The organism is Ammoniphilus sp. CFH 90114 (assembly GCF_004123195.1).
Classification (GTDB): domain Bacteria; phylum Bacillota; class Bacilli; order Aneurinibacillales; family RAOX-1; genus YIM-78166.
Map to the genome: position 1 here is coordinate 469,739 of NZ_SDLI01000001.1, position 24,641 is coordinate 494,379.

25 protein-coding genes are annotated in these 24,641 nt (G+C 42.5%); 23 read left to right on the forward strand and 2 right to left on the reverse strand.

The window, feature by feature from the left end:
• Positions 1 to 13 precede the first annotated feature (13 nt).
• The 5 genes from ylqF to EIZ39_RS02500 all read left to right on the forward strand — a co-directional run bounded on the left by ylqF (position 14) and on the right by EIZ39_RS02500 (position 3,653).
• Entirely contained in the window at positions 14 to 904 is an 891-nt protein-coding gene (ylqF, locus tag EIZ39_RS02480; RefSeq protein ID WP_129197077.1) for a ribosome biogenesis GTPase YlqF, read from the forward strand.
• A gap of 70 nt (positions 905 to 974) precedes the next feature.
• A complete protein-coding gene (locus EIZ39_RS02485) occupies positions 975 to 1,751 on the forward strand; it encodes a ribonuclease HII (protein WP_129197079.1) in 777 nt (258 codons plus the stop codon).
• Positions 1,739 to 3,007: a hypothetical protein gene (locus tag EIZ39_RS02490; RefSeq protein WP_129197081.1), complete on the forward strand. Its 1,269-nt coding sequence runs from the start codon at positions 1,739 to 1,741 to the stop codon at positions 3,005 to 3,007. Before EIZ39_RS02485 ends, EIZ39_RS02490 begins: the two co-directional genes overlap by 13 nt.
• Positions 3,004 to 3,285, forward strand: coding sequence for an EscU/YscU/HrcU family type III secretion system export apparatus switch protein (locus EIZ39_RS02495; protein ID WP_129197083.1), 282 nt, complete (start codon positions 3,004 to 3,006; stop codon positions 3,283 to 3,285). The genes EIZ39_RS02490 and EIZ39_RS02495 overlap by 4 nt, the downstream gene beginning before the upstream one ends.
• Complete coding sequence (locus EIZ39_RS02500; protein WP_129197084.1) at positions 3,285 to 3,653, forward strand: YraN family protein; 369 nt, start codon at positions 3,285 to 3,287, stop codon at positions 3,651 to 3,653. Before EIZ39_RS02495 ends, EIZ39_RS02500 begins: the two co-directional genes overlap by 1 nt.
• Positions 3,654 to 3,813: 160 nt before the next feature.
• Here EIZ39_RS02500 and sda read toward each other — a convergent pair whose 3' ends face one another.
• Together sda and EIZ39_RS02510 are read right to left on the reverse strand one after the other, a co-directional pair.
• Positions 3,814 to 3,951 (reverse strand): sporulation histidine kinase inhibitor Sda, encoded by a 138-nt coding sequence (gene sda, locus EIZ39_RS02505; RefSeq protein WP_129197086.1) that lies wholly within the window; start codon positions 3,949 to 3,951, stop codon positions 3,814 to 3,816.
• Positions 3,952 to 4,139: 188 nt separating this feature from the next.
• Complete coding sequence (locus tag EIZ39_RS02510) at positions 4,140 to 5,690, reverse strand: YifB family Mg chelatase-like AAA ATPase (protein WP_129197088.1); 1,551 nt, start codon at positions 5,688 to 5,690, stop codon at positions 4,140 to 4,142.
• A gap of 161 nt (positions 5,691 to 5,851) precedes the next feature.
• Between EIZ39_RS02510 and EIZ39_RS02515 the strand changes: the two genes are divergently transcribed.
• From EIZ39_RS02515 to EIZ39_RS02600, 18 genes are all read left to right on the forward strand, one after another.
• Positions 5,852 to 6,976 (forward strand): hypothetical protein, encoded by a 1,125-nt coding sequence (locus tag EIZ39_RS02515; protein ID WP_129197090.1) that lies wholly within the window; start codon positions 5,852 to 5,854, stop codon positions 6,974 to 6,976.
• 186 nt (positions 6,977 to 7,162) lie between these two features.
• Positions 7,163 to 8,323 carry an ADP-forming succinate--CoA ligase subunit beta gene (gene sucC / locus EIZ39_RS02520; RefSeq protein WP_129197092.1) on the forward strand — a complete coding sequence of 387 codons (1,161 nt, stop codon included), beginning with the start codon at positions 7,163 to 7,165 and terminating at the stop codon, positions 8,321 to 8,323.
• Positions 8,324 to 8,337: 14 nt separating this feature from the next.
• A complete protein-coding gene (gene sucD / locus EIZ39_RS02525; RefSeq protein WP_129197094.1) occupies positions 8,338 to 9,243 on the forward strand; it encodes a succinate--CoA ligase subunit alpha in 906 nt (301 codons plus the stop codon).
• 87 nt (positions 9,244 to 9,330) lie between these two features.
• Complete coding sequence (gene dprA, locus EIZ39_RS02530) at positions 9,331 to 10,401, forward strand: DNA-processing protein DprA (RefSeq protein WP_164984856.1); 1,071 nt, start codon at positions 9,331 to 9,333, stop codon at positions 10,399 to 10,401.
• Between the two features lie 122 nt (positions 10,402 to 10,523).
• Entirely contained in the window at positions 10,524 to 12,599 is a 2,076-nt protein-coding gene (gene topA / locus EIZ39_RS02535) for a type I DNA topoisomerase (RefSeq protein ID WP_129197098.1), read from the forward strand.
• Positions 12,600 to 12,637: 38 nt separating this feature from the next.
• Entirely contained in the window at positions 12,638 to 13,933 is a 1,296-nt protein-coding gene (gene trmFO / locus EIZ39_RS02540; protein ID WP_129197100.1) for an FADH(2)-oxidizing methylenetetrahydrofolate--tRNA-(uracil(54)-C(5))-methyltransferase TrmFO, read from the forward strand.
• Positions 13,934 to 14,128: 195 nt separating this feature from the next.
• Entirely contained in the window at positions 14,129 to 14,671 is a 543-nt protein-coding gene (hslV, locus tag EIZ39_RS02545) for an ATP-dependent protease subunit HslV (protein ID WP_205668509.1), read from the forward strand.
• 13 nt (positions 14,672 to 14,684) lie between these two features.
• A complete protein-coding gene (gene hslU, locus EIZ39_RS02550) occupies positions 14,685 to 16,085 on the forward strand; it encodes an ATP-dependent protease ATPase subunit HslU (RefSeq protein WP_129197104.1) in 1,401 nt (466 codons plus the stop codon).
• Between the two features lie 31 nt (positions 16,086 to 16,116).
• Positions 16,117 to 16,896, forward strand: a complete 780-nt coding sequence (codY, locus tag EIZ39_RS02555; RefSeq protein ID WP_129197106.1) for a GTP-sensing pleiotropic transcriptional regulator CodY — start codon at positions 16,117 to 16,119, stop codon at positions 16,894 to 16,896.
• 214 nt (positions 16,897 to 17,110) lie between these two features.
• A complete protein-coding gene (gene flgB, locus EIZ39_RS02560; protein ID WP_240675672.1) occupies positions 17,111 to 17,518 on the forward strand; it encodes a flagellar basal body rod protein FlgB in 408 nt (135 codons plus the stop codon).
• Positions 17,519 to 17,520: 2 nt separating this feature from the next.
• Positions 17,521 to 17,982: a flagellar basal body rod protein FlgC gene (flgC, locus tag EIZ39_RS02565; RefSeq protein ID WP_129197108.1), complete on the forward strand. Its 462-nt coding sequence runs from the start codon at positions 17,521 to 17,523 to the stop codon at positions 17,980 to 17,982.
• Between the two features lie 11 nt (positions 17,983 to 17,993).
• Positions 17,994 to 18,293, forward strand: a complete 300-nt coding sequence (gene fliE / locus EIZ39_RS02570; RefSeq protein WP_129197110.1) for a flagellar hook-basal body complex protein FliE — start codon at positions 17,994 to 17,996, stop codon at positions 18,291 to 18,293.
• 90 nt (positions 18,294 to 18,383) lie between these two features.
• The gene (fliF, locus tag EIZ39_RS02575; RefSeq protein WP_129197112.1) at positions 18,384 to 19,955 is read left to right on the forward strand and encodes a flagellar basal-body MS-ring/collar protein FliF; all 1,572 of its coding nucleotides are present in this window, start codon (positions 18,384 to 18,386) and stop codon (positions 19,953 to 19,955) included.
• 14 nt (positions 19,956 to 19,969) lie between these two features.
• The gene (gene fliG, locus EIZ39_RS02580; RefSeq protein WP_129197114.1) at positions 19,970 to 20,977 is read left to right on the forward strand and encodes a flagellar motor switch protein FliG; all 1,008 of its coding nucleotides are present in this window, start codon (positions 19,970 to 19,972) and stop codon (positions 20,975 to 20,977) included.
• A complete protein-coding gene (locus tag EIZ39_RS02585; RefSeq protein ID WP_129197116.1) occupies positions 20,970 to 21,848 on the forward strand; it encodes a FliH/SctL family protein in 879 nt (292 codons plus the stop codon). The genes fliG and EIZ39_RS02585 overlap by 8 nt, the downstream gene beginning before the upstream one ends.
• Entirely contained in the window at positions 21,841 to 23,163 is a 1,323-nt protein-coding gene (fliI, locus tag EIZ39_RS02590) for a flagellar protein export ATPase FliI (protein WP_129197118.1), read from the forward strand. The genes EIZ39_RS02585 and fliI overlap by 8 nt, the downstream gene beginning before the upstream one ends.
• On the forward strand, positions 23,160 to 23,618 hold the full coding sequence (fliJ, locus tag EIZ39_RS02595) for a flagellar export protein FliJ (RefSeq protein WP_129197120.1): 459 nt from the start codon (positions 23,160 to 23,162) through the stop codon (positions 23,616 to 23,618). The genes fliI and fliJ overlap by 4 nt, the downstream gene beginning before the upstream one ends.
• Before the next feature lies 1 nt (position 23,619).
• Entirely contained in the window at positions 23,620 to 24,537 is a 918-nt protein-coding gene (locus tag EIZ39_RS02600; protein ID WP_129197122.1) for a MotE family protein, read from the forward strand.
• Positions 24,538 to 24,641 lie beyond the last annotated feature (104 nt).

Consider the following 24,641-nt stretch of genomic DNA (forward strand, 5'->3'; position numbering starts at 1 on the left):
AGGTGAGTAGTATATGACCATTCAGTGGTTTCCGGGGCATATGGCTAAAGCCCGAAGACAAGTAACGGAAAAACTGAAACTCATTGATGTGGTAATTGAGCTCTTAGACGCAAGATTACCCTTATCAAGTCGTAATCCGATGATCGATGAAATTGTGAAAGATAAACCGAGATTAGTTCTTTTAAATAAGACTGATCTGGCTGATCCAAAGATTACTGATCAGTGGATCGAATATTTTCGTTCCATAGGTCTGGCAGCATTAGGCATTGATGCTCTTTCAGGAAAAGGCGTACAAAAGATTCCTGATCAGTGCAGGAAGTTAGTAGAACCTGTAATGGAAAAGCGCCGTGCAAAAGGGATGAACGATCGTGCAGTACGGGTAATGATCTTAGGTATACCGAATGTAGGCAAGTCTTCCCTCATTAACCGTCTCGCTGGGAAGAAGGTAGCCCAGACAGGAGACAGACCCGCTGTAACCAAGTCTCAACAGTGGGTGAAGATGACGGATGGGCTAGATTTGTTGGATACGCCAGGGATCCTCTGGCCAAAATTCGAAGATCAGCTTGTTGGTTACAGACTCGCTGCAAGTGGAGCGATAAAGGATGAAATCTTGGATGTCGGTGAAGTATCTTTATTTGTCACGGAATATATGCGTATGTATTATCCTGACCAGTTGCTTGAACGATTCAAGATGAAGGATATCCCCGAAGATCGGATTGAGCTTCTAGAGGAGATTGGAAGAAAACGCGGGTGTATTATGGGAAGAGGCCAAGTCGATTATGACAAAGTAGCCCAGCTTATTCTCCGTGAACTACGCTCTGGAAAGATGGGGTTAATATCTCTAGAGAGGCCGGATGATCAATTCTCCATTGAAATCCTGCGGCCTGAGCTAGCAGAAACATGATACAATGAACGTACAGGATCTTCCTGTACGTTTTTTTAGTTTCACATGGTTAAGAAAGGAAAGAAGCATCATGGTTGATCTACATAGTAAAACGATAAAAGAAATTAAAGATATTTTAAATGAAGATGTTCATCCCGACTTACTACTTGCCCTTGCCGGTGACACCAGACAGGGAGTTAGACAGCTGGTGTCCCAATATCAGAAGAAGATGGAGCGTGAACGTCTTTTGTATGAGCAATGGGATCGAATGTCGAGTCAAGAGAAGGCATTGAGGGAAGCAGGTTATCAGTACATAGCCGGGGTAGACGAAGTAGGTAGAGGCCCGTTAGCCGGGCCAGTAATAGCTGCTGCCGTTATCCTCCCAGAAGAATTTAAGTTGCTAGGCTTAAATGACTCAAAAAAGATTCCTGCTGCATTAAGAGAAAGCTATTATGAAGTAATTATTAATCACGCTATTTCCTATGCTGTAGCATTCTCTTCACCTGAAGAAATCGATCAGATGAATATTTACCAGGCAACGATGAAGGTGATGAGAAGTTGTGTAACCCAACTTCCTATTCAACCTGATATCTGTTTAGTAGACGGATTAGAGGTAAAGGAGTTCCCTGCTCGTCAATTAGCATTAGTAGGTGGAGATGGTTTAAGTGTATCCATTGCTGCAGCTTCTATCATTGCTAAGGTAACTAGGGATCGTTTCATGAAGGAAGCCGCGGGAAAATATCCTCAATACGGGTTTGATTGCAACGCAGGATACGGGACCCCAGATCATTTAGCCGCGATCGCTCAGTATGGTCCTAGTCCTTTGCATCGGAAATCGTTCGGCGGAGTAAAGGAATGGGTCCTGTGATAAACGGCTCGCTCATACAAAATTTACTTCATTCTCCATCCCATAGGATGGGAGAATCGATAGAGCTTGCGCCGGGACAAATTTTAAAAGGACGAGTCTTAGAGAATTTACCTGGAGATCAGGCCCTCTTGCAATTGGGCAAGGTGAAGGTGATTTCTCAGTTAGAAGTTCCTTTAAACGCAGGAGAAAAGGGCTGGTTCCAAGTTCAATCTAATCAAGAAAGAGTTTTACTTAAAATGTTATCGAGGGAGCACACGTTAGGTTTATCACGGAGTTCACAGTCCATTGATTCATTTGCCTCCCTTGCGTCTTCGCTAGGCTTAGAAGATACAACGGAGAATAAACAACTATTGGAGCAAATTGTAAAAGAACAGATCCCCATGACGAAAGGGCAATTTCAACAGTTGAAGGATCTCATTCATGAACTGGGCAAAGACCACAAACTGTCAGAAGCGATAGTACTCGCATTGAAACGGCAGATCCCTCTAACTCGGGAAGTGATCCAAAGCTTATCTACCTTTTTAGGTCGCTCTGGAGCAACTAATCTGATGGAGGAACTTAAAAGGGATATTACAGAACTATTACAGAAAAGTTACGCTGATTCACAACCCTTGCTTGAAAAATTGTATATGAAGTTAGAACGTCTATTGCAAAATGGGGCAGATCGGATACAATCAGGCCAAGAGTTAGCCAAGTGGTATCAGGAACTCGGTGTTGAGTGGGAGAAGCAACTTGGCACGGAACGATTACAAGATGGGGTGTCGTTAAAGTCCCTTCTACTCCAGATGAGGGAGGGCTTCGGACTGGACTCTGCCGGTAAGCTCCTTCAATTTATTACAGGGCAGCAACTTTTTATTACTCCGACGGATACTGCTTTTCAGCAATTTATCTTTCACATCCCTTTTTTCACACAGGCGCTTTCCTTCGTGCAGTTGGAGGGAAAGAAAAAACAAACAGGCGAGCTAGACCCCGACAATTGTAGGCTTCTTTTTTACTTGCAGCTGCCTGAACTTGGCAACATACTGTTAGATGTAAAGATCATAAATCGTATTGTAGCTATCGAATTTCATGCGGAGGAGGCTAAGCTGACATCCTACTTGCAAGGATTCAAGCAAGAGCTCCAAGAATCACTACAGGAACATGGATACCATCTTTCATCCGTTAAACTCTTAGAGCCACAAGTTCATGTCCCCAATAGTAACCTCTTTCCTGAAAAATTAGCAGTCCCATACAAAGGGGTGGATATTCGAATATGAGCCATTCATCAAAACCAACTAAGAGAGCTGTTGCTGTCACCTACTCGAATGGACATTACGAGGCCCCATTGATCTCAGCAAAAGGAAAAGGTGGAGTAGCTGATTCCATTATAAAAAAAGCCCATGAGCATGGAATTCCTATTCAGGAAGACAAGGCATTAGTTGAGGTGCTTTCTAAGATTGAATTAAATCAGCAAATCCCACCTGAGCTATTCCAAGTTGTCGCCGAAGTTTTAGCGAGTGTGTATCGGATGGAGAAAAAAGCAAGAGGTGAATAATGAGTTCTGTTCAACGAGGTCGATATGGGGAGGATACAGCGGTACGGTTTCTACAAGATCGAGATTATCTTATTTTAGATAGGAATGTCCGTTTATTGCGGTATGAGGTTGATGTAGTGGCTCAAAAGGACAACACGATCATTTTTATTGAAATTAAAGCCCGTACGAATGAAGGTTTTGGAAAAGGGGTCGAGTATGTTACTGTCGCTAAGCAAAAGAAGTTGATTCGAACGGCATGTCTATATCTAAAACAACATAGTTTAGAACATTACCTGATTAGGTTTGATGTGATCTCCATAACCTTGGATTCAACAAATGGAACAGCAAAGAAAATCGAGCATTATATTAATGCATTTGAAGTAGGGTGATTTTAAAATAGGCTAAAAAATGGGGATTTGCCTTACTTCATCGGTGCGCATTGCCGCGTATAGTATATTGTACTCGACGCGAAAGACTCCTCCATTCACCTCGCTACCTAGTGGCGAGGTTTTTTTATGCGTTACGCTCCCTAAAAAAGAAAAGCCCAGCCTAAGGCTGAGCCAATCTTAGGTCTAATTTCCGTTGATGAATTTCGTCAAGTAACAGACCAATAAAGTCTTTATCTAAGTCGAGGTTTACGGATTTGTGATAGGCTTCGATGAGAGCATCGTCACTTAATAGTTTCATATAATCACCTCGGATTTAATAGTATTAGTAGTTTTACCACATTATAACATCGAAGGTAAAAGAGAACAATCGTTCGGTTATCCACACTATCCTGTGAATAATGTGGGGATGAACTGTGGAGAATGTCCGAAAACCGCCCTTTCATCAAGGGGATATTGTGATTAAAGTTATCCACAGGTGTGTATCGGCTAAAAAAAATTTTTTTCTACATTACGATATTGGGCGGCCTCAGCAATAACTTCTTCCGAAATGGTATCTTTTCCTTTCAGATCAGCAATGGTTCTAGCAATTTTTAAGAGACGATGATGTGCTCGGTGACTCATCTGAAATTGTTCATAAATAAGTCTTAACAAAGAAGCAGCAGCCCTAGGAAGCTGGCAATAAACCTTTATTTCTGCAGGTGTCATTTCTGCATTGCAACGGGTGTGAGATTGTTTGAATCGCTCATGTTGGATTTCCACCGCTCTGATAACGCGTTCTCTAATCGAAATTGAGCTTTCTTCACCTTTTTCTTGATCAATGAAGAATTCGACTGGGAGTCTAGAGACTTCTATTTTTATATCAAATCGGTCGATTAAAGGGCCAGAAAGTCTTTTTTGGTAGCGTTCAAGCTGTTGAGATTTGCATTTGCACTCATTTACTCCATCCGGATATCCATAGTATCCACACGGACATGGGTTTTGGCTGCATATAAGCATAAATCTCGCAGGGAAGGTCATATATAGGTGCTGACGGTGCAGTTCAATTTTGCGGTCTTCAAGAGGTTGGCGAAGAAGATCTAATACATAACGGGGAAATTCACATACTTCATCGAGAAATAATACACCATGATGCGCTAGTGTTAATTCTCCTGGTTTCATTTGATTACCTCCGCCGATCAATCCCGCAGGAGTAATCGAGTGATGAGGGGCTCTAAAGGGACGCTTGGGTTCTGCAAGAGTAAGATCTTTACCTGATGCGCTGTATATTTTGACGATCTCTAGCCATTCTTGAAAGGAAAGCGGAGAGAGGATGGAAGGTAGGCAAGATGCTAGCATCGTTTTTCCGGTACCAGGTGGGCCTGTTAGCAGAACATTATGAAATCCAGCAGCCGCGATCTCAAGGGCTCTCTTTGCATGGGCTTGACCTATGATGTCAGCGAAGTCAGGTGCATGAGAACAAGAAGACAGAGAGTGAGGTGGAGTGTACGGCTTCTTAGTAAAAAGAGAAGGGAAATCTCGAAGGTGCTCTAAGGGATAAACGGCTAAACCGGAGAGGGAGGCTTCCATGGCATTATCCTTCGGTACAACAAGCTGACGAAAGCCATGGGCCTTAGCAGCCATGGCCATTGGCAAGGCTCCACGTACAGATTTGACCTTTCCGTCGAGTGAGAGCTCTCCAATAATTACGGAATCTTGTAAATTAGGAAGTTGCCATTGGGTTGAAGCAGCTAAGATACTTACAGCGACAGGGAGGTCGTAGGAGGGACCAACTTTCTTTACGTGGGCAGGAGCAAGGTTTACGGTTATCCTCCCCAAGGGAAAGGAAAATCCACTGTTACGCATGGCTGCTCGAACACGTTCTCTTGATTCCTTGACAGCAGAATCAGGTAAACCGACAAGGGAGTACTGTGGCAACCCATTAGAGATGTCTGTTTCTACTTCAACCATGAAACCATCAATCCCTATGACCCCAGCACTATACGTTTTGTAGAAGATAATCTCACCACCAGTGCATTTTTTTCTGTTCAGTATAATCATTCGACAGTTTATGGGCAATTCCTCTTAAAAAAGTTCAATATTTTGTGACAAAAGGAGGATTTACTTGAATAAATGGAGAACGAAGTAACAGATATGGAGAAGTTGGAATCTCTTTTCAAATCAGCAACCCAGTATGGAACTTAACTATGGAGGAGATGTTCATGAACTTACACTCATGGAAGTTATTACTACCTTTGTTAATTCTGCTTTTTATTATGATGGGGTGCAGTCCACGATTGTCAACAACTGTTAACCCCGACATGCAAGAAAAGACGAAGGTTGCTGTTTCAACGCCAATGGGTGATTGGAGTGAAGACTGGGAAGCAATCATTAACAATTTAAAGCAGATTACCGTCATCACAAAGGAAGGCTGGGAAGTAGAGATCGATAAGTTGAGCTTTGCCAATTCCTTCCGCAAGAATCCATTTAAAGTGAAATCAACGGATCCCCTATCGAGCATGAATTATACGGTTCTAATCTGGTCAAAATCGGACGAGCCAAGCGTATTATCGGTTTCTAGCCGTGGAGTCGAATGGAATCATGATTTTTACAGTAATGAGGAAGCTATCCAGTTTGCGAATTACATACGAGAAGCAGTCGGTCAGAATTTTCTTAAACAGTTAGTGATGGACCGGATGATGTTATCCTCAAATGATCTCGAGCAAGTGAAGAGATTATCCGACGAAAAAATGGCGGCGTTCTCAGATATACTGAGATCATCTCAATTTATCTCTGGTAAACCAAGGCTTACTTATCCACTGTTCCCATACTATAGCTTAGAAATTGATGCAGGAGGTAAAGAGATCGTGCCCGTTGAAATTCTCTCTCCTACCTTAATCTCCGTAATACAGGGGGATGATAAGCTTTATTTTCAAACCGAAGACTCTTTGTTGTCCGCCTTAAAGGATGAAATTGGTATGGTAGACTACTCAGAGTCACACCCTAAATTTCTGTTTAAAGCTAAGGATGTTCGTGTGATAGAGCAATCCATCCCCTATAATGAACAACACTATGTTATGAATAAGGACAAGATCGATCGCTTTGAAGCTACATCTCTTCTACATGTACTTGTAAGAGAATTGTCTAAAGGGAAGAGGACAGATGGGGAACAAGATAAGGTACACAAACCACAGTTGACCTTGGAGTTTGTGATGGAAAAGGATGTTCGATCGGTTTTTATATACGATGATTTTTATATTTATCAGGGGAGAACTTTTTCAAAACCCGATATTCTCAAGCACCTTCGCAACTATATTTTTGAGGGACAGCGATTTATCATATTTTAAGACTGGTATAATAAGGATGTAGAAAATATAGATGCAAAAGAAGGATTTTGACAAAAATGGTCGAATATGATTTATTTGAGTGTGCAGAATAGGTAGATAGGGAGAATTTTTCCTGCTATATTTTTAGTTGAATAGAAATTATCTATTCTACATACAGGTACAGATACCGTGATAGGAGGATGGAGAATGAATATCCATGAGTATCAAGGCAAAGAGATACTAAGACAGTACGGCGTTGCTGTTCCCAGTGGAAAAGTAGCTTTTACTGCTGATGAAGCTGTTGAAGCCGCGAAGACGTTAAACCCAGGTGTGTATGTTGTTAAGGCCCAAATCCATGCAGGTGGAAGAGGTAAAGCTGGCGGAGTAAAAATTGCTAAGAGCCTTGATGAAGTACGTACATATGCGAGCGAATTAATTGGTAAAGTACTCGTTACGCATCAAACAGGTCCAGAAGGTAAAGAAGTGAAGCGCCTGCTTATCGAAGAAGGGTGCGACATTAAGAAGGAATACTACGTTGGTGTCGTTATTGACCGTGCAACGGGTCGTGTAACGATCATGGCTTCTGAAGAAGGCGGTACGGAGATTGAAGAAGTAGCAGAAAAAACTCCAGAAAAAATCTTCAAGGAAGTTGTAGATCCAGCTGTTGGATTGCAAGTATTCCAAGCTCGTAAACTTGCTTACAGCATTAATATTCCTAACGAGTTAGTAAACAAGGCTGTTAAGTTCATGATGAGCTTATACCAAGCTTTTGTAGATAAAGATTGTTCTATCGCAGAAATTAATCCACTTGTTGTAACAGGCGATGGCAATGTTATGGCTTTGGATGCAAAGTTAAACTTCGATTCGAATGCCTTATTCAGACATAAGGATATTGTGGCTCTTCGTGACCTAGATGAAGAAGATCCAAAGGAAATTGAAGCATCTAAGCATGACCTTAATTACATTGCGTTGGATGGAAACATCGGTTGTATGGTTAATGGTGCAGGTCTTGCTATGGCTACCATGGATATCATTAAGTTTGCTGGTGGAGAACCTGCTAACTTCCTAGATGTTGGGGGCGGCGCTACAACAGAAAGAGTTACTGAAGCGTTTAAGTTGATCTTGTCTGACCAGAATGTTAAGGGTATTTTCGTTAACATTTTTGGTGGAATTATGAAGTGTGACGTTATTGCTAATGGAGTAGTTGAAGCTGCTAAACAAGTTCAACTTGATAGACCACTTGTCGTTCGTCTAGAAGGAACTAACGTGGACTTAGGTAAGCAAATTCTTAATGAGTCTGGCTTGAACATCGTTGCTGCTGAATCTATGGCTGACGGCGCAGAAAAAATCGTTTCCTTGGTGAAATAAAGGGGTGTGAGAGAATGAGTATTCTTGTAAATAAAAACACAAAGGTTATTACACAAGGGATTACCGGTGCTACTGGTTTGTTCCATGCTAAGGGTTGCGCAGAATACGGTACACAAATGGTTGGAGGCGTTACCCCTGGTAAAGGTGGTACAGAAATTGAAGGCTTCCCCGTTTACAACACGGTTCAAGAAGCCGTAAATGCAACAGGTGCTAATGCATCCGTAATCTATGTTGCTCCAGCTTTTGCTGCAGATGCTATCATGGAAGCTGTAGATGCTGAACTTGACCTTGTAGTATGTATCACGGAAGGTATTCCTGTATTGGACATGGTTAAGGTTCAACGCTACATGGAAGGTAAGAAGACCCGCTTGATCGGACCTAACTGCCCAGGAATCATCACTCCAGGCGAGTGTAAGATCGGTATTATGCCAGGATATATCCATGTTCCTGGTAAGGTAGGGATTGTATCCCGCAGTGGTACCTTAACTTATGAGGCAGTACACCAGCTTACAACGAATGGTATTGGACAATCTACTGCAGTTGGAATCGGTGGAGACCCAGTAAACGGAACGGACTTTATCGATGTACTAAGATTGTTCAATGAAGATCCGGATACTGAAGCTGTTATCATGATCGGTGAGATCGGTGGAACAGCTGAAGAAGAAGCTGCTGAGTGGGTAAAGGCAAACATGACTAAGCCTGTTGTAGGTTTCATTGGAGGTCAAACTGCCCCTCCAGGTAAGCGTATGGGACATGCTGGAGCCATCATTTCTGGTGGTAAAGGTACAGCTGAAGAGAAAATTAAGACAATGGAAGCGTGTGGCATCCGTGTAGCTAAGACTCCAGCTGTTATGGGACAAACCTTAATCGAAGTGCTTGAAGAAAAAGGTTTGCTTGAAGTTTGTAAGACAGTGAAGTAATCAACCAGAGGGTGACTCAGAACCAAAGTGCCGAGCACTTATGAGTCACCCTCTTACATTATTCTTATTGTGAAAGGGATGAAGTATATGACCATAGGACTAAGGGATTGGCTTATCTCTATAAGTCAGTTAGAAAGTATTGGACGAAAATCATTAGCTGCAATTCTCCCCCACATCGAAGATATTGCCTCGCACTCCACCTCTTCCCATCTCTTTCCGCAAATTCCCGAACTAACATCCAAACGCCTGAAGAAAGTAAAACAATTGACGACTGAGGAAGTAATAGAAACAAAAAATAAATTAAGAGAACTCCGGGTTCAAACCCTTACCATTATCGATCCATCCTATCCTGCGCTGCTGCGAGAAATAGCCGATCCTCCCTTTGTCCTCTATGCTAGAGGAAATCTTCAATTATTAGATTTACCTGCAATGGCGGTTGTCGGTACTCGACTCCCCACTCCTTATGGAAAACAAGTAGCTTTTCGCTTTTCAGAAGAACTTGATAGAGCAGGATTTAGTGTACTCTCAGGATTGGCTAAAGGAATTGATGCCGAGGCGCATAGAGGTTCCCTAGCAGCTAATGGACACACCATTGCGGTATTAGGGAGTGGCATCAATGTGATTTATCCCCCTCAAAATGAAGAGTTATACAAGAGAATTCTTGAACGCGGTCTTATCTTATCTGAATATCCACCAGGATACCCTTCTCATCCTCTCCATTTTCCAGCGAGGAACCGTTTAATTAGTGGCTTATCCCAAGGGGTATTAGTTGTAGAAGCAGCTATAAAAAGTGGGTCAGTCATCACGGTTCGTTGTGCTTTAGACCAAGGGAAGGAGGTGCTTGCTGTGCCAGGCGCTATCGTCTCTGCGCAGAGTCAAGGGACAAACCGCTTAATACAAGAGGGAGCGAAGCTTGTTACTTCGATTTCAGATATCCTCGATGAATTTCCGCAATATCGGATAGTTGAGATGAGTAAGGAATTAACTGATAATCAATTACATATTTTGGATATCCTAGAGAATACAAAGAAAACGATTAATGAGCTAGTAGAAAGGAGCCATCTTTCTGTACAGCAGATCTTATCCGAATTACTATCGTTACAATTACAAGGGAAAGTTGAACAGCTTCCCGGAAGCTGCTTTGTAAAGAAGACATAAAAGAAGTTTGACAAAAGGTTATTGCTTAATTAATAATAGGGAAGATTAACCATTCAATATATTTCGGATTTATGTTCTAATATCAACAGTTAGCGATTAGTTGGGAAAGGGGGAGGACATCGATGGCAGATGCCTTAGTAATTGTAGAGTCTCCCGCAAAAGCAAAAACCATCGGGAAATATCTCGGAAAAAAATATATCGTCAAGGCTTCCATGGGGCATGTTAGAGATTTGCCGAAAAGTCAAATGGGAGTAGATGTTGAAGATGGGTTTAACCCAAAATATATTACGATTCGTGGTAAAGGGGACGTACTTAAGGAGTTGCGCGATGCAGCGAAGAAAGTAAAGAAGATTTACCTCGCAGCGGACCCTGATAGGGAAGGAGAAGCTATTGCATGGCATCTTTCTCATAGCCTCAATATGGATCAGAGTGAACCGTGCAGGGTTGTATTTAATGAAATTACGAAGCAAGCTGTGAAGGAAGCATTCAAACACCCAAGAAAAATTAATATGGACCTGGTGAATGCCCAGCAGGCGAGACGCATCCTGGATCGTTTAGTTGGATACAACATTAGTCCCTTATTATGGAAGAAAGTGAAGAAGGGACTAAGTGCAGGAAGAGTTCAATCGGTAGCAGTTAAGCTAATCATAGATAGAGAAAATGAAATCAAAAACTTTATTCCAGAAGAGTATTGGTCGGTTACAGCCTCTCTCAAGGCTGGTACAGGAGAAGTTTTTGAATCTAAATTTTATGGTTATCAGGGATCAAAGACGGAACTGAAATCAGAACAAGACATCAAGGATTTGTTGCAAAGAATTGGCGGGGCTCCGTTTATTGTAAAAGACATTAAGAAGAAAGAACGCAAACGCAATCCTGCTCCACCTTTTATTACAAGTTCGATGCAGCAAGAAGCTGCTCGTAAGCTTAACTTCCGTGCGGCTAAGACGATGATGATTGCGCAGCAATTATATGAAGGTATTGATTTAGGAAAAGAAGGTACAATCGGATTAATCACCTATATGAGAACCGATTCTACTCGGGTGAGTCAAACGGCCATCGAAGAGGCCAAGTCGTATATTACGGAATCTTTTGGAAAAGAATATGCCCTAGAAGAAGCTAGAACTCATGCTCAGAAAGGGAATGCTCAAGATGCACACGAAGCGGTCCGTCCGACATCTGTTCTTAGGACACCTGATTCTGTGAAGGAGTATTTAAGCAGGGATCAGTTGAGACTTTATCGCTTGATCTGGGAGCGTTTTTTAGCAAGTCAGATGGCTTCGGCCATCTTGGATACGATGACGGTGACGATTGAAGCGGGTGAAGCCACCTTCCGAGCTAATGGATCTAAGGTTAACTTTCTAGGCTTTATGAAGGTTTATGTAGAAGGAAACGATGATGGAACGGAAGAAAAGGATAATATTCTTCCTCCTCTCTCTGAAGGGGAGACGTTAGATCTGGCTCAGATGGATCCTAAACAACACTTCACTCAACCTCCGCCTCGTTATTCTGAGGCTCGGCTGGTACGAACATTGGAAGAATTGGGTATTGGACGTCCAAGCACTTACGCTCCTACTCTGGATACGATCCAAAAGAGAGGGTATGTAGCTTTAGAAGACAAGAGATTTATCCCAACAGAGCTAGGTGAAATTGTCATTGAATTGATGGGAGAGTTTTTCCCCGAGATCCTAAATCCAACCTTTACAGCGCAGATGGAAGAGAATCTGGATAATGTGGAGGAAGGAAACGCAGATTGGGTTAGAGTACTTGACGGATTCTATAAAGGGTTTGAAACCAGGCTTGAAGTTGCAGATAAGTATATGCAAGAAGTGGAAATTGAGGATGAAGTTTCTGACGAACTCTGTGAGAAATGTGGAAAACATATGGTTTACAAGCTTGGCCGTTTCGGAAAATTTCTAGCGTGTTCAGGCTTCCCAGACTGTCGGAATACGAAAGCTATCCTGAAAGAAACAGGTGTTGCTTGCCCTCAATGTGAAGGAATGATTGTTGAGAGAAAGAGTAAGAAAAAAAGAACCTTTTATGGCTGCAGCCATTATCCGGAATGTGAATTTGTATCCTGGGATAAGCCTATTGAACGCAAGTGTCCAAAATGCGCTTCCATGCTCGTGGAGAAAAAAGGGAAAAAGAAAGAAGCAAATGTGCAATGCACAGCATGTGATTATATGGAAGATGCACAATAAAATTTTATCTATAGATAAATAAATCTAGGAGATTGAATATGGAAAAAGTAACTGTTGTTGGTGCAGGGTTAGCAGGCAGTGAGGCCGCTTGGCAGATTGCTGAGCGTGGTGTCGAGGTCGAATTGATTGAGATGAGACCCGTCAAACAAACTCCCGCCCATCATACGGATAAATTTGCAGAATTGGTTTGCAGCAACTCTTTGCGTGCAAACACATTAACCAATGCTGTCGGAATCTTAAAAGAAGAGATGAGGAGACTTCAGTCCGTAATTATTAAATCGGCTGACTTCTGCTCTGTTCCAGCTGGTGGGGCCCTTGCCGTCGATCGGCATGAATTCGCAGAGGCTGTTACACAGGCGGTAAGGAATCATCCTAATGTAACCGTTCGCCACGAGGAAGTAGACAAGATTCCGGAAGGAATCTGTGTTATAGCAACGGGTCCCCTTACCTCTCCAGCATTGTCTGAGCAATTGAGAAAGCTTACAGGTGAAGAGTATCTTTATTTCTATGACGCGGCGGCTCCGATTATTGATAAAGAAACCATTGATATGGAAAAGGTGTTTCTAGCTTCAAGATACGATAAGGGAGAAGCGGCCTATCTCAATTGCCCTATGACGGAAGAGGAATTCGATCAGTTTTATGAAGCCTTAACTACGGCAGAGGTTGTCCCACTTAAAGAGTTCGAGAAGGAAATTTATTTCGAAGGGTGTATGCCTGCTGAAGAAATAGCCAGAAGAGGAAAGCAAACTCTATTGTTTGGCCCGATGAAACCCGTAGGATTAACGGATCCTCGTACAGGCAAACAGCCTTTTGCAGTCATCCAGCTTCGTCAAGATAATAGTGCGGGAACGCTTTATAATATGGTTGGCTTTCAAACTCACTTGAAGTGGGGAGATCAAAAGAGAGTATTCCGTATGATACCTGGTTTAGAAAATGCGGAAATTGTGCGTTATGGTGTCATGCATCGGAATACGTTTATTAATAGTCCAAAACTGTTAAAACCCACTTATCAATATCGGGAGAGAGATACACTCTTTTTCGCAGGCCAAATGACAGGCGTTGAAGGATATGTCGAGTCAGCAGCAGCAGGGTTGGTAGCAGGGATTAATGCGGCTCGATTAGCCAAGGGAGAAGCTCCAATTAGCCTTCCAGCTGAGACGGCAATAGGAAGTATGGCACACTATATTACTACGGCTAGTCCTGACCATTTTCAGCCAATGAACGCTAATTTTGGCTTGTTTCCACCTTTAGATAAAAGGATCAGGAACAAAAAAGAACGATATGAAAAGCTAGCGGAACGCGCACTGGAGACTATTCAGAATTTTACTGTCTGAGGAGACAATTTAAGTTGCCAATAATGTGCATAATGTGATAATATTTATTAAGCTTGAAGGGAGCTGTGTCAACAGCTCCCATTCTTCAGCTTGTGGGTTGTTATCTACAACATCCTACTTGAGAACCACCTTGACTAAAAACGAACCCAACACCAATCATCCCTGTATGAGGAGAAAGGGGCTAACAAGTTGGAAATGACATTTCATGCTACAACCATATTCGCTATCCATCATAACGGCAAGGGAGCTATGGCGGGAGACGGCCAAGTAACATTTGGGAACAGTGTCGTCATGAAGCAGAAAGCAAAGAAGGTACGGAGGCTGTACCGGGGACAAGTTATTGCAGGTTTTGCTGGTTCTGTTGCTGATGCGATTACCTTGTTCGAGAAGTTTGAAGCTAAGTTAGAAGAGTTCCATGGGAATCTTCAGCGGGCTGCAGTGGAGTTAGCGAAAGAATGGAGACAGGATAAGATACTGCGTAGACTTGAAGCGATGATGATTGTCATGAACAGAGAGCATTTGCTCCTGATATCCGGGAATGGGGAAATAATTGAACCAGATGATGGCATACTGGCGATTGGTTCCGGTGGAAACTATGCATTGTCTGCAGGGCGTGCTCTAGCACAATATGCTGGGACAACGATGACTGCTAAGGAGATTGCACAGGCGTCACTAACTGTTGCAGCGGAGATCTGTGTATTTACCAATAACAACATTGTATTGGAAGAACTCGAATAGCGGGGTGGGTAGGATGAAGAAAGCCGATAACTATACACCAAGACAAATTGTTGAGTCGCTTGATAAATATATCGTAGGCCAATCTGAAGCCAAGAAGTCCGTAGCGATCGCTCTGAGGAATCGATTTCGTCGGAGTTTGTTAGCGGAGGAGCTAAGGGATGAAGTAGCCCCTAAGAATATTCTCATGATTGGACCTACAGGTGTAGGAAAAACAGAGATTGCTAGACGATTAGCGAAATTGGTAGGTGCTCCGTTTATTAAAGTGGAAGCTACCAAATTTACCGAAGTCGGATACGTGGGCAGAGATGTAGAATCTATGGTCCGCGACCTGGTTGAGACATCGATCCGAATTGTAAAAGCAGAAAAAATGGAAGGGGTACAAGACCGGGCAGAAAGACAAGCGGAAGAAAGGCTTGTTCAGCACTTGGTTCCTACACCAAGAGATAATAAGAACTTCAAGAACCCCTTTGAGATGCTTTTTACTAATCAGATGCAAGCTCATCAATCAACGAACCAAGCTGAAGATCAAGATATAGCTCAAAAGAGAAGACAGATGGCCCATAAGTTAGCTATGGGTGAATTAGAAGATCATATGGTTGAGCTTGAAGTTGAGGATACTGCTCCTTCGATGTTTGATATGTTTAATGGAGCAGGAATGGATCAGATGGGGATGAATATGCAGGAGATGTTTGGCAATCTCATCCCTAAAAGGATGAAGAAGCGAAAGGTCACTGTTAGAGAAGCGAGAAAGATCCTGACGCAAGAGGAAGCACAGAAACTTATTGATATGGATGAGGTGCATCAAGAATCTATCCATAGAGCGGAGCAACATGGGATCATCTTTATCGATGAGATTGATAAGATTGCTGGTGGCCGAGCTAACGGTACTCCTGATGTGTCACGTGAAGGGGTTCAAAGAGACATCCTCCCTATTGTTGAAGGGTCAGCCGTCAATACCAAGTATGGCGTAGTGAGAACGGATTATATTCTGTTTATCGCAGCAGGTGCTTTCCATATTTCTAAGCCATCTGATCTAATTCCAGAGTTGCAAGGCCGTTTTCCGATCCGAGTGGAGCTTGGCAGCCTAAGCGCAGAAGATTTCATAAGAATTCTTACTGAACCGAAAAATGCACTTATTAAACAATATTCTGCACTTTTGGAAACGGAAGGAATAAAAATCGAATTTTCTGACGAAGCTATTAAAGAGTTGGCCCATATGGCCAAAGAAGTGAATGATAATACAGACAATATTGGAGCAAGACGATTGCACACTATTTTAGAAAAACTTCTTGAAGATCTTTCTTTTAATGCCCCGGATATCACCTTAGAGAAGATCGTTATTACTCCGGAGTACGTTCAAGAACGGTTAAAAGGGATAGTGAAAAACAAAGATCTCTCTCAATATATTCTGTAAATAACTAGGTAATGTTATAGGAGGAAAAGGAATGGATTTACTAACAAAGATTAGAAGAATTAATCGCTTATTGCAAAAAACAGCGGGACACCCAGTTAACTTTATGGAAATGGCAGAGGTGCTAAGCTCCGTCATTGAAGCAAACACCTTTATCCTAAGTCGTAAAGGTAAAATTCTAGGTTATGCGATCGCGCAAGAGATTCATAATGAGCGTATTGCTGCTATGTTGCAAGAAAGAAGATTTCCTGGTGACTATAGCCACCAACTCTTAAAGGTAGAAGAGACAACGGCTAACCTTGACATCGAGAGTCCGTATACAGCATTCCCTGTAGAGATGAAGGATGTATTTAGTGAGTCCCTGACTACTCTAGTACCGGTTATTGGTGGGGGAGATCGACTGGGAACGCTAGTTCTAGCTAGAGTATCTGAAAGTTTTACAGATGATGATCTTATTCTTGCAGAGGTTGGAGCTACGGTTGTTGGTATGGAGATTCTTCGTGAGCGTGCTGAAGAGATTGAACAAGAAGCGCGTAGTAAAGCGGTCGTTCAGATGGCTGTTGGATCCTTGTCGTATAGTGAGTTAGAAGCGGTTGAGCATATCTTTGAAGAGTTGGACGGTAAAGAAGGATTGCTTGTAGCTAGTAAGATTGCAGATCGTGTAGGAATTACTCGCTCCGTGATCGTGAACGCGCTTCGTAAGTTAGAAAGTGCAGGAGTTATTGAATCCCGTTCACTAGGAATGAAAGGGACATATATCAAGGTTCTTAATGACAAGCTTTTGCCTGAGTTGGCAAAATTAAAATCTTCATAAATTTACTTATTGTTTGTCTCACTGAAAAGCCCTATCTTAAGGATAGGGCTTTTCACTTTGGAAAATTACCTATCAATCGTACTAAACTACCATTTTTTCGACAAACTCCCAAGAGTTACTTTTGTTTTCCTTGACGAATAGGAAGGAATTATAAGAGATTCTGTTGAATAAATACATATTAAATGAAAGGTGTTAAGGGTAAGGGGGAACCGTTTTGCTTAATTCCAGTAAATTAGTCATGTTAGGCAGCGCATTGGACGCAGCAGCTATGCGGCAGAAGGTGATAGCCGACAATATTGCCAATGTAGACACACCCCATTATAAGAGTAAAGGGGTTTCTTTTGAGGAAGAGCTCAAGAAAGCTCTAAATTCCTCTAAGCCTACCTTTGAAGGTTATAGAACGAATCCCGCACACGTTCCTTTTGGCGGCAGCTCAACCACCTCTTCTATCATACCTAAGATCGTTATAAAACAAGGAATAATGCAGAACCATCTGAACAACGTCGATGTGGATGCAGAGATGACCAATATGGTTAAGAACCAAATATGGTACAATGCGTTGATTGATCAGACGAACAGCCACTTTAGCGGGTTGAAGAAGGCCATCTCAGGGGGTAAATAATAATGAAAATATTTTCGGGTATGAATATTAGTTCTTCGGCTTTAACAGCGAATCGGTTGCGTATGGATATTATTTCTTCTAATCTAGCCAATGCGAACACGACAAGAGGGAAGAATGTCAATGGAACTTGGGAACCTTTTCGAAGGAAGATGGTCCAGGTTGCCCCATTAAATTCAACTCCTTTTGATGCTGTTTTACAGGCAACGATGGGGAACAGCAGCAATAATTCAGTTTCTCAGGGGGTAAAAGTTACTAAGATTATAGAAGACCAGACCCCGTTTAAACGCGTTTATCAGCCTGAACATCCTGATGCGGATCAAGAAGGATTTGTTCTACTGCCTAATGTAGATCCAATGAAAGAGATGGTAGACTTAATGGCAACGACCAAGGCATACGAAGCTAACTTAACTGTCTTTAATGCCACAAAAACTTTGATGATGAAGACTCTTGAAATTGGAAGGTAGGGAGATGAGAAATGGCAATTAACCAAGTTGCTTCAAAAGTACAGCCAACAGTGATTGCTGCGCCTTCTAGTAAGACGTCTGGGGAAGCGTTGCAGACTTTTTCATCCTTCTTAAGTCAAGCTCTAGAAGAGGTTAATAAGCAAGGAGTTATGTCGAGCGAAGCTACCAAGCAGATTGCTGCTGGTAATGTGAATGAGCTGCATAAGGCATTAATATTAAAAGAGCAAGCTGGGGTTACCGTAGATTTAACGATACAGATAAGGAATAAAGCGGTAGAAGCCTATCAAGAAATAATGAGAATGAGTATCTAATAGTAAAATTAGTCCTCCGAGTGGAGGATTAATTTCTGATTGGTGAAAGTAATTTAAAAACAGATTTCAAGAAGGCCCTGGGGTGGAAACATGAATGAACAACTTCAAGTACTAAAGGGAAAGTTTGCGGAATTATATGGTTCCTATACGACGAAGCAAAAAGCGATCGCTGGTGCGACTTTTTTGTTTCTTGTTATATCCCTTTCACTGTGGGTTTACTTTGCTTCAAGGCCGGAATTCGTTCCGCTCTTCAGGAATTCATTAAGTGTGGAAGAAGTTGGACAGGTCAAGGCGGAGTTAGAATCTAAAGGTGTACAGTTTAAGCTCTCAGAAGATGGTCGAAACATTCTTGTGCCGCGTAAAGACGCTCCTGGATTAACCGTCGATCTTGCTGCAGCTGGTCTGCCAAAAGGCAGTAATATCAGTCTTGATATTTTTGAAAATATGGGGTTTGGCATTACGGAGCGCCAATTCGATGTAGCCGAAAGGGACGTGCTACAGAATCATTTAGCAAAGCTTATTAAAGGATTTAGCGGTGTAACCGACTCCAGGGTAATGATTACACTGCCGAAGGAACAGTTGTTTCTTAGCAACCAGGAGGGGACAGCGACAGCGTCGATCCTTCTTCAATTGGAACCTGGCATGAAACTAGACCAGAAAAAAATTAATACTTTGTATCACTTTGTATCTAAAACAGTACCTAATCTCCCTATTGAAAACATCGTAATCACTGATCAGTATAGCAACATGATGGAATATGTGAACGCAGAAGGCTCTGATATAGGAATGACAGCGTATGAACAACAAAGGTCGATAGAAAGACGCGTCCAGGAAGATATCCAAAGGGACTTGCTAAATATGCTTGGAACTATTATCGGCATGGACAAGGTATATGTTTATACCAAAGTACGACTAAATTTTGACAAAGTAAAAGAAGATCAAAGACTCTTCGAACCGGTGGACGAAGAAAACCAAGAGGGTATTGCCATCATGGTAGAGAAGATCCAGAAGACCTTCAGCGGAACCAATGCTGAGGTTGGGGGAGTTCCCGGTACAGGCGAGACGGACGTACCCCAATATCCGGGAGGCGCTCAAGGTCAAGGGAAAAGCGAAATGGAAGAAGTAGAGGAACGTGTAAATCGAGAGGTGAACCGGATTACTCGCGATATTGTGCGAAGTCCTTACTTCATAGAAGATTTAACGATTAATGTTGGAGTCGATTTACCTGCGGATTCACCGGATGCAGAGACGACAAAAGAGGCGATTGAAGAAATTTTAAAAAATGTGGTTCGCTCAGCAATCAGTAAAGAAGTAGACGACAATTACATCGCGGATCGCATTAAAGTTGTAGCCCAACCTTTCCAAGGTAAACCTGAGCCTGTGCAGATGGAGGATAATACACTGCTGTATTACGCGTTAGCGGCACTAGCAGGGGCGATCATGATCGGGGGAATTGTCTATTTTATCATGCGCCGCAAGAGGAAGAGAAAAGAGGAAGATACAGCTGTTCTTCAAGTGGACGAGGCTGGGGAGAAAGAGATCCCTGATTTAGAATATACAGAAACTGAAGAAGTAATGGCACGTAAACAGCTAGAGAAGCTTGCAAAGCAAAGGCCAGAGGAATTTGCTAATTTACTCAGAGTATGGCTTCAAGAGGATTAAGGGGTGACGCATTCATGGCAAACAGGGAGTTGAGTGGCAGGCAAAAGGCTGCCATTTTACTAATATCTATGGGGCCAGAGATATCAGCACAGGTCTTTAAGCATTTACGTGAGGATGAGATTGAAGATTTAACCTTAGAGATTGCGAATGTCCGGAGAGTGGACAATCTGGTGAAGGAAGAAGTTGTAGATGAGTTCCATCAGATCGCTATCGCTCAAGATTATATCTCCCAGGGAGGAATTGGCTACGCTAAGGATATTTTAGAGCGGGCACTGGGACAACAGAAAGCAATGGATATTATCAATCGCTTGACCTCCCATCTTCATGTTCGGCCATTTGATTTTGCCCGCAAAGCTGATCCTTCACAAATATTGAACTTTATTCAGAATGAGCATTCCCAAACAATAGCTCTCGTTCTATCTTTTTTGGAACCAGGTCAAGCCTCTGCGATTCTTTCGGCTTTGCCCCATGAAAGGCAGGCAGATGTAGCCAAGAGGATTGCTTTGATGGATAGCACCTCTCCTGAAGTTATTAGTGAAGTTGAACAAGTGCTTGAGCAGAAGTTGTCTCAAACCATTACTCAGGATTACTCTAAAGCAGGAGGAATTGAAGCAGCTGTTGCGATCCTAAATAATGTTGACCGCAGCACGGAGAGAACGATACTCGATACGCTTGAGATACAAGATCCAGAATTGGCGGAAGAAATCAAGAAACGTATGTTTGTGTTTGAAGATATAGTAACCATTGATGATAAGTCCATTCAGCGAATTATTCGCGATGTAGAGAATGCTGATTTGATGCTTGCATTGAAGGTGGCAAGTGAGGAAGTGAAGGATGCCATCTTTAGAAATATCTCGAAGAGGATGGTGCAGACCTTTAAGGAAGAAATGGAATTTATGGGTCCTGTACGCTTAAGGGATGTTGAGGAAGCACAGACCCGAATTGTTTCAACTATTAGACGCCTAGAAGAAGCAGGGGAAATCATTATCTCTCGTGGAGGAGGCGACGAAATCGTTGTCTAATATTATAAAAGCTCCCCAGTATGGTCAAGTGGGACCTGAGAGGCCGAAGTCCAATGTGATCCGAGTGAGTGAATATTTGGCAATTGAGGATGAAATTCTGATTACTAATGAGCAACCTTTCGCTTCTGGAGAAATCCAGCTACCAGATGGAATCGAGCAGGCTGAGGCTGAAGATGAATCTATCCAGGCTGCTCGCCAGGAGGCCGAGGAATTACTGGCTCAAGCGAGTAGGGAAGCGGAGGAGATCGTTCAGCAAGCCTTAACGGATGCTGAAATGATGAGACAACAAGTTGAAGAAGAGATGAATGAATGGTGGTCACAGCGTAGACAGGCGGATGAGGCTTTGCAGAAGGAAGCGATGGATGATGGATATCGTCAAGGGTTTGCGCAAGGTCATGCACAAGGATATGAGTCAGCATGGGAAGAACAGCAGATTATGGTTGAACAGGCGCGTCAGATATTAGAACAGTCCTACACGGCAAAGGAAAGATGGATTCAGGAGGCTGAACCGTTTATTATCACTATGTCTATGGCGATAGCTAGAAAGGTCATAAAAGCAGAGCTATCTCTCCATCCAGAAAAATCTCTTGCCATCGTACAAGAAGCTTTAAAAAAAGTACAGGAAGTTGACAAGGTAACGATCTGTATAGGGCCTGAAAGTTATTCTTTTCTAGAGGGGAAGTATCAAGAGCTTAAGAAAATGTTAAGTGGCCAAGCAGAACTTCTCATTCTTCCTGACTATTCGATCGAAGAAGGTGGATGTGTGATTCGGTCAGCATATGGATCTATTGATGCAAAGGTAGATTCTCAGCTCGAAGAAATATCTAAAGCCCTTATGGCACTAGCAAAAGGAAGGAATGTAGATGGCTGAACTTAATTTACAAACTTATCTGCAGTGCTTGTCTAATCTAGATCCGATACGTTTGAATGGAAAAGTGACACAAGTGATCGGTCTCACAGTAGAGTCTCAAGGACCTAATGTAAAATTAGGAGAGGTTTGTCATATCCTCCCTCAAGGTAAAGGGCAACCGGTAATGGCTGAGGCAGTTGGTTTTAAAGACAACAAAGTATTATTAATGCCGCTTGGGAGCCTTGAATCTATAGGGCCTGGTTGTGAAGTTGTAGCAACGGGAAAGCCCTTTTTCGTTCATGTGGGAAACGAACTATTAGGACAGGTTCTAGATGGATTGGGTCAGAGAATGGATGGTTTAGCTCATCCGTTCGGTTTAACGGATTATCCTGCTGAGAGTCAACCTCCTAACCCTTTACAGAGACCGAGAATAAGCAGACCTCTTAGTGTAGGTGTTAGGGCAATTGACGCTCTACTAACTGTAGGACAGGGGCAGAGAGTGGGGATATTTGCTGGGAGCGGAGTAGGGAAGAGTACTTTACTCGGGATGATTGCGCGTAATACTCAAGCCGATGTAAATGTGATTGGATTGATCGGCGAACGGGGTCGCGAAGTGGTTGAGTTTATTGAAAAAGACCTTGGTCCAGAAGGTCTTAAGAGGTCTGTGGTTGTTGTGGCTACATCGGATCAACCCGCACTCATCCGCATCAAAGGAGCCTTAGTAACAACAGCTATAGCAGAATATTTTAGAGACCAAGGTTTAAACGTAATGCTCATGATGGATTCGGTTACCCGCTATGCTATGGCTCAGAGGGAGCTTGGATTAGCTATTGGTGAGCCGCCAGCAACGAGAGGGTATCCGCCTTCTGTATTCGCGTTGCTGCCTAAGCTGCTTGAGCGAGCTGGTACTTCTAACCGAGGGAGTATAACGGCTTTCTATACCGTCTTAGTAGACGGAGATGATATGAATGAACCGATTGCTGATACCGTTCGAGGGATATTGGATGGACATATTGTTCTTAGTCGAAAGGTTGCCCAGAGCGGACATTATCCAGCCATCGATGTGATGGCTAGTGTGAGTCGAGTCATGAATGAGGTTGTGGATCCCGCTCATAAGAACGCTGCTTTGCAAATGAAGAAATTGTTGGCGATCTATCGTGATAACGAAGACTTAATCAATATTGGTGCTTATAAGATGGGAACAAATCGAGAAATTGATCAAGCCATCAAGTACAGCCCCATTATCCGAGGATTTACGGCGCAAGGAACACACGAACCTTCTACCTTTGAAGAGGCAGCACAAGCCTTGAAAGAAAACTTTGGGGACGGTTGGTGATCAGAGTGGTAGGCTATTCATTTCGCTTTCAAAAGCTGATGGATCTTAAGGAAAGAGAAAAAGAGGATTCTAAAACCAAGTACTCCGAAAGTTTAGGTTTTCTTAACCGAGAGATGCAAGAACTTGAGGGATTAACACAGAGCTTGCAGCAATGGGAAGAAAAACGGGTAGAACTCGAAAGGCAAGCGACACCGATTCAACGGCTTCTAGAGATACATTCCTATATACAGCACCTTGAGAACCTCATAGTCAAAAAACATGAAAAAGTCCATGAAGCGGAAAAGAAAACAGAGTGTCTTCATCTAGAGTTGAGTGAGAAGATGAGAGATTTTCAAGTTTGGGAGAAATGGAAGGAAAAAACGTATAAAGAATACCAAGATGAAATGATGCAAAGAGAACAAAAGGAAATGGATGAATTAGCGATACAGCGTTTTGTCAGACGGGGGGGAACGTGAAGTGGAGGAAACAGTAGAAGAACGAAAATATGGCAAGCTTGAGTGGTTTTTCTATATTATTTTTCTTCCTCTCCTTTTTACCGCTGTTTTGACAGGTCTCCTGCTAAATTTGCTAGGCTATGATATCTTAAATAAAGTCTTAACGGTGGGAAATAAGATTCCATATGTAGAGAAGTATTTGCCAGACCCAAGTACAGGTAACGAGGATGAGCAGGGTTCTGCTCAACCAGACTATCAATTGCAGGTAGCACAGCTAACGGAAGAGGTTGCCGCTTTAAACGAGGAGATTCAAAGAAAGCAGACTGAAATTGAAGATATAAAAAAAGAGTACGAGTCCAATGATGACCAGGTTAAGAAATTAAAGGATGAGATTGTAAATCTTCAAAAACAACTTGAGGATAAGCGAGTCTCAAATGAAGAAAGACAAGCTAAAATGAAGGAGCTGGCTAAGCTTTATACGACTATGTCGGCTAGTAAAGCGGCGCCTATAATGGAGAATCTATCTCTTGAAGAAGCGGTTTTAGTTCTAGGAACCATGAAGCCGAATGAACGTGCGGGGATCGTTGCAAAAATGAATCCTCAAAAGGCAGCGGAGCTGACTATCCTTCTAAAGGATATAGAGCTCTCCGAAAACGATGAGATCGCAGCTCTTCAACAACGGATTCAGGCTCTAACCAAAGCGCTATCAGAAGTGGAAAAAACGAGAAGAGACATCGAGGAAATAGTAAAGTCGTTTTCTGTAATGAATCCGGCTTCTGTTGCCGATATACTTATAAAGATGCAGGAGCAGGAAGAAGAAAAGGTGTTGGCTATTCTCGCGAAGATGACCAATCAACAGAGAGGGCAAATCATAGAGAACCTTAATGAGAAAAACCCTGAGCTGGCAGTGAGATTAACTTCCAAGGTAATCGAAGATTAAAGGGATATTTTAAGCGACAATATTTTTGTCTAAATAGGGAAGATTGTTGTATTTTGATAGATCTTGCTCTATATTTTAATTAAGCTTAAAGATCTAAGCGAGGG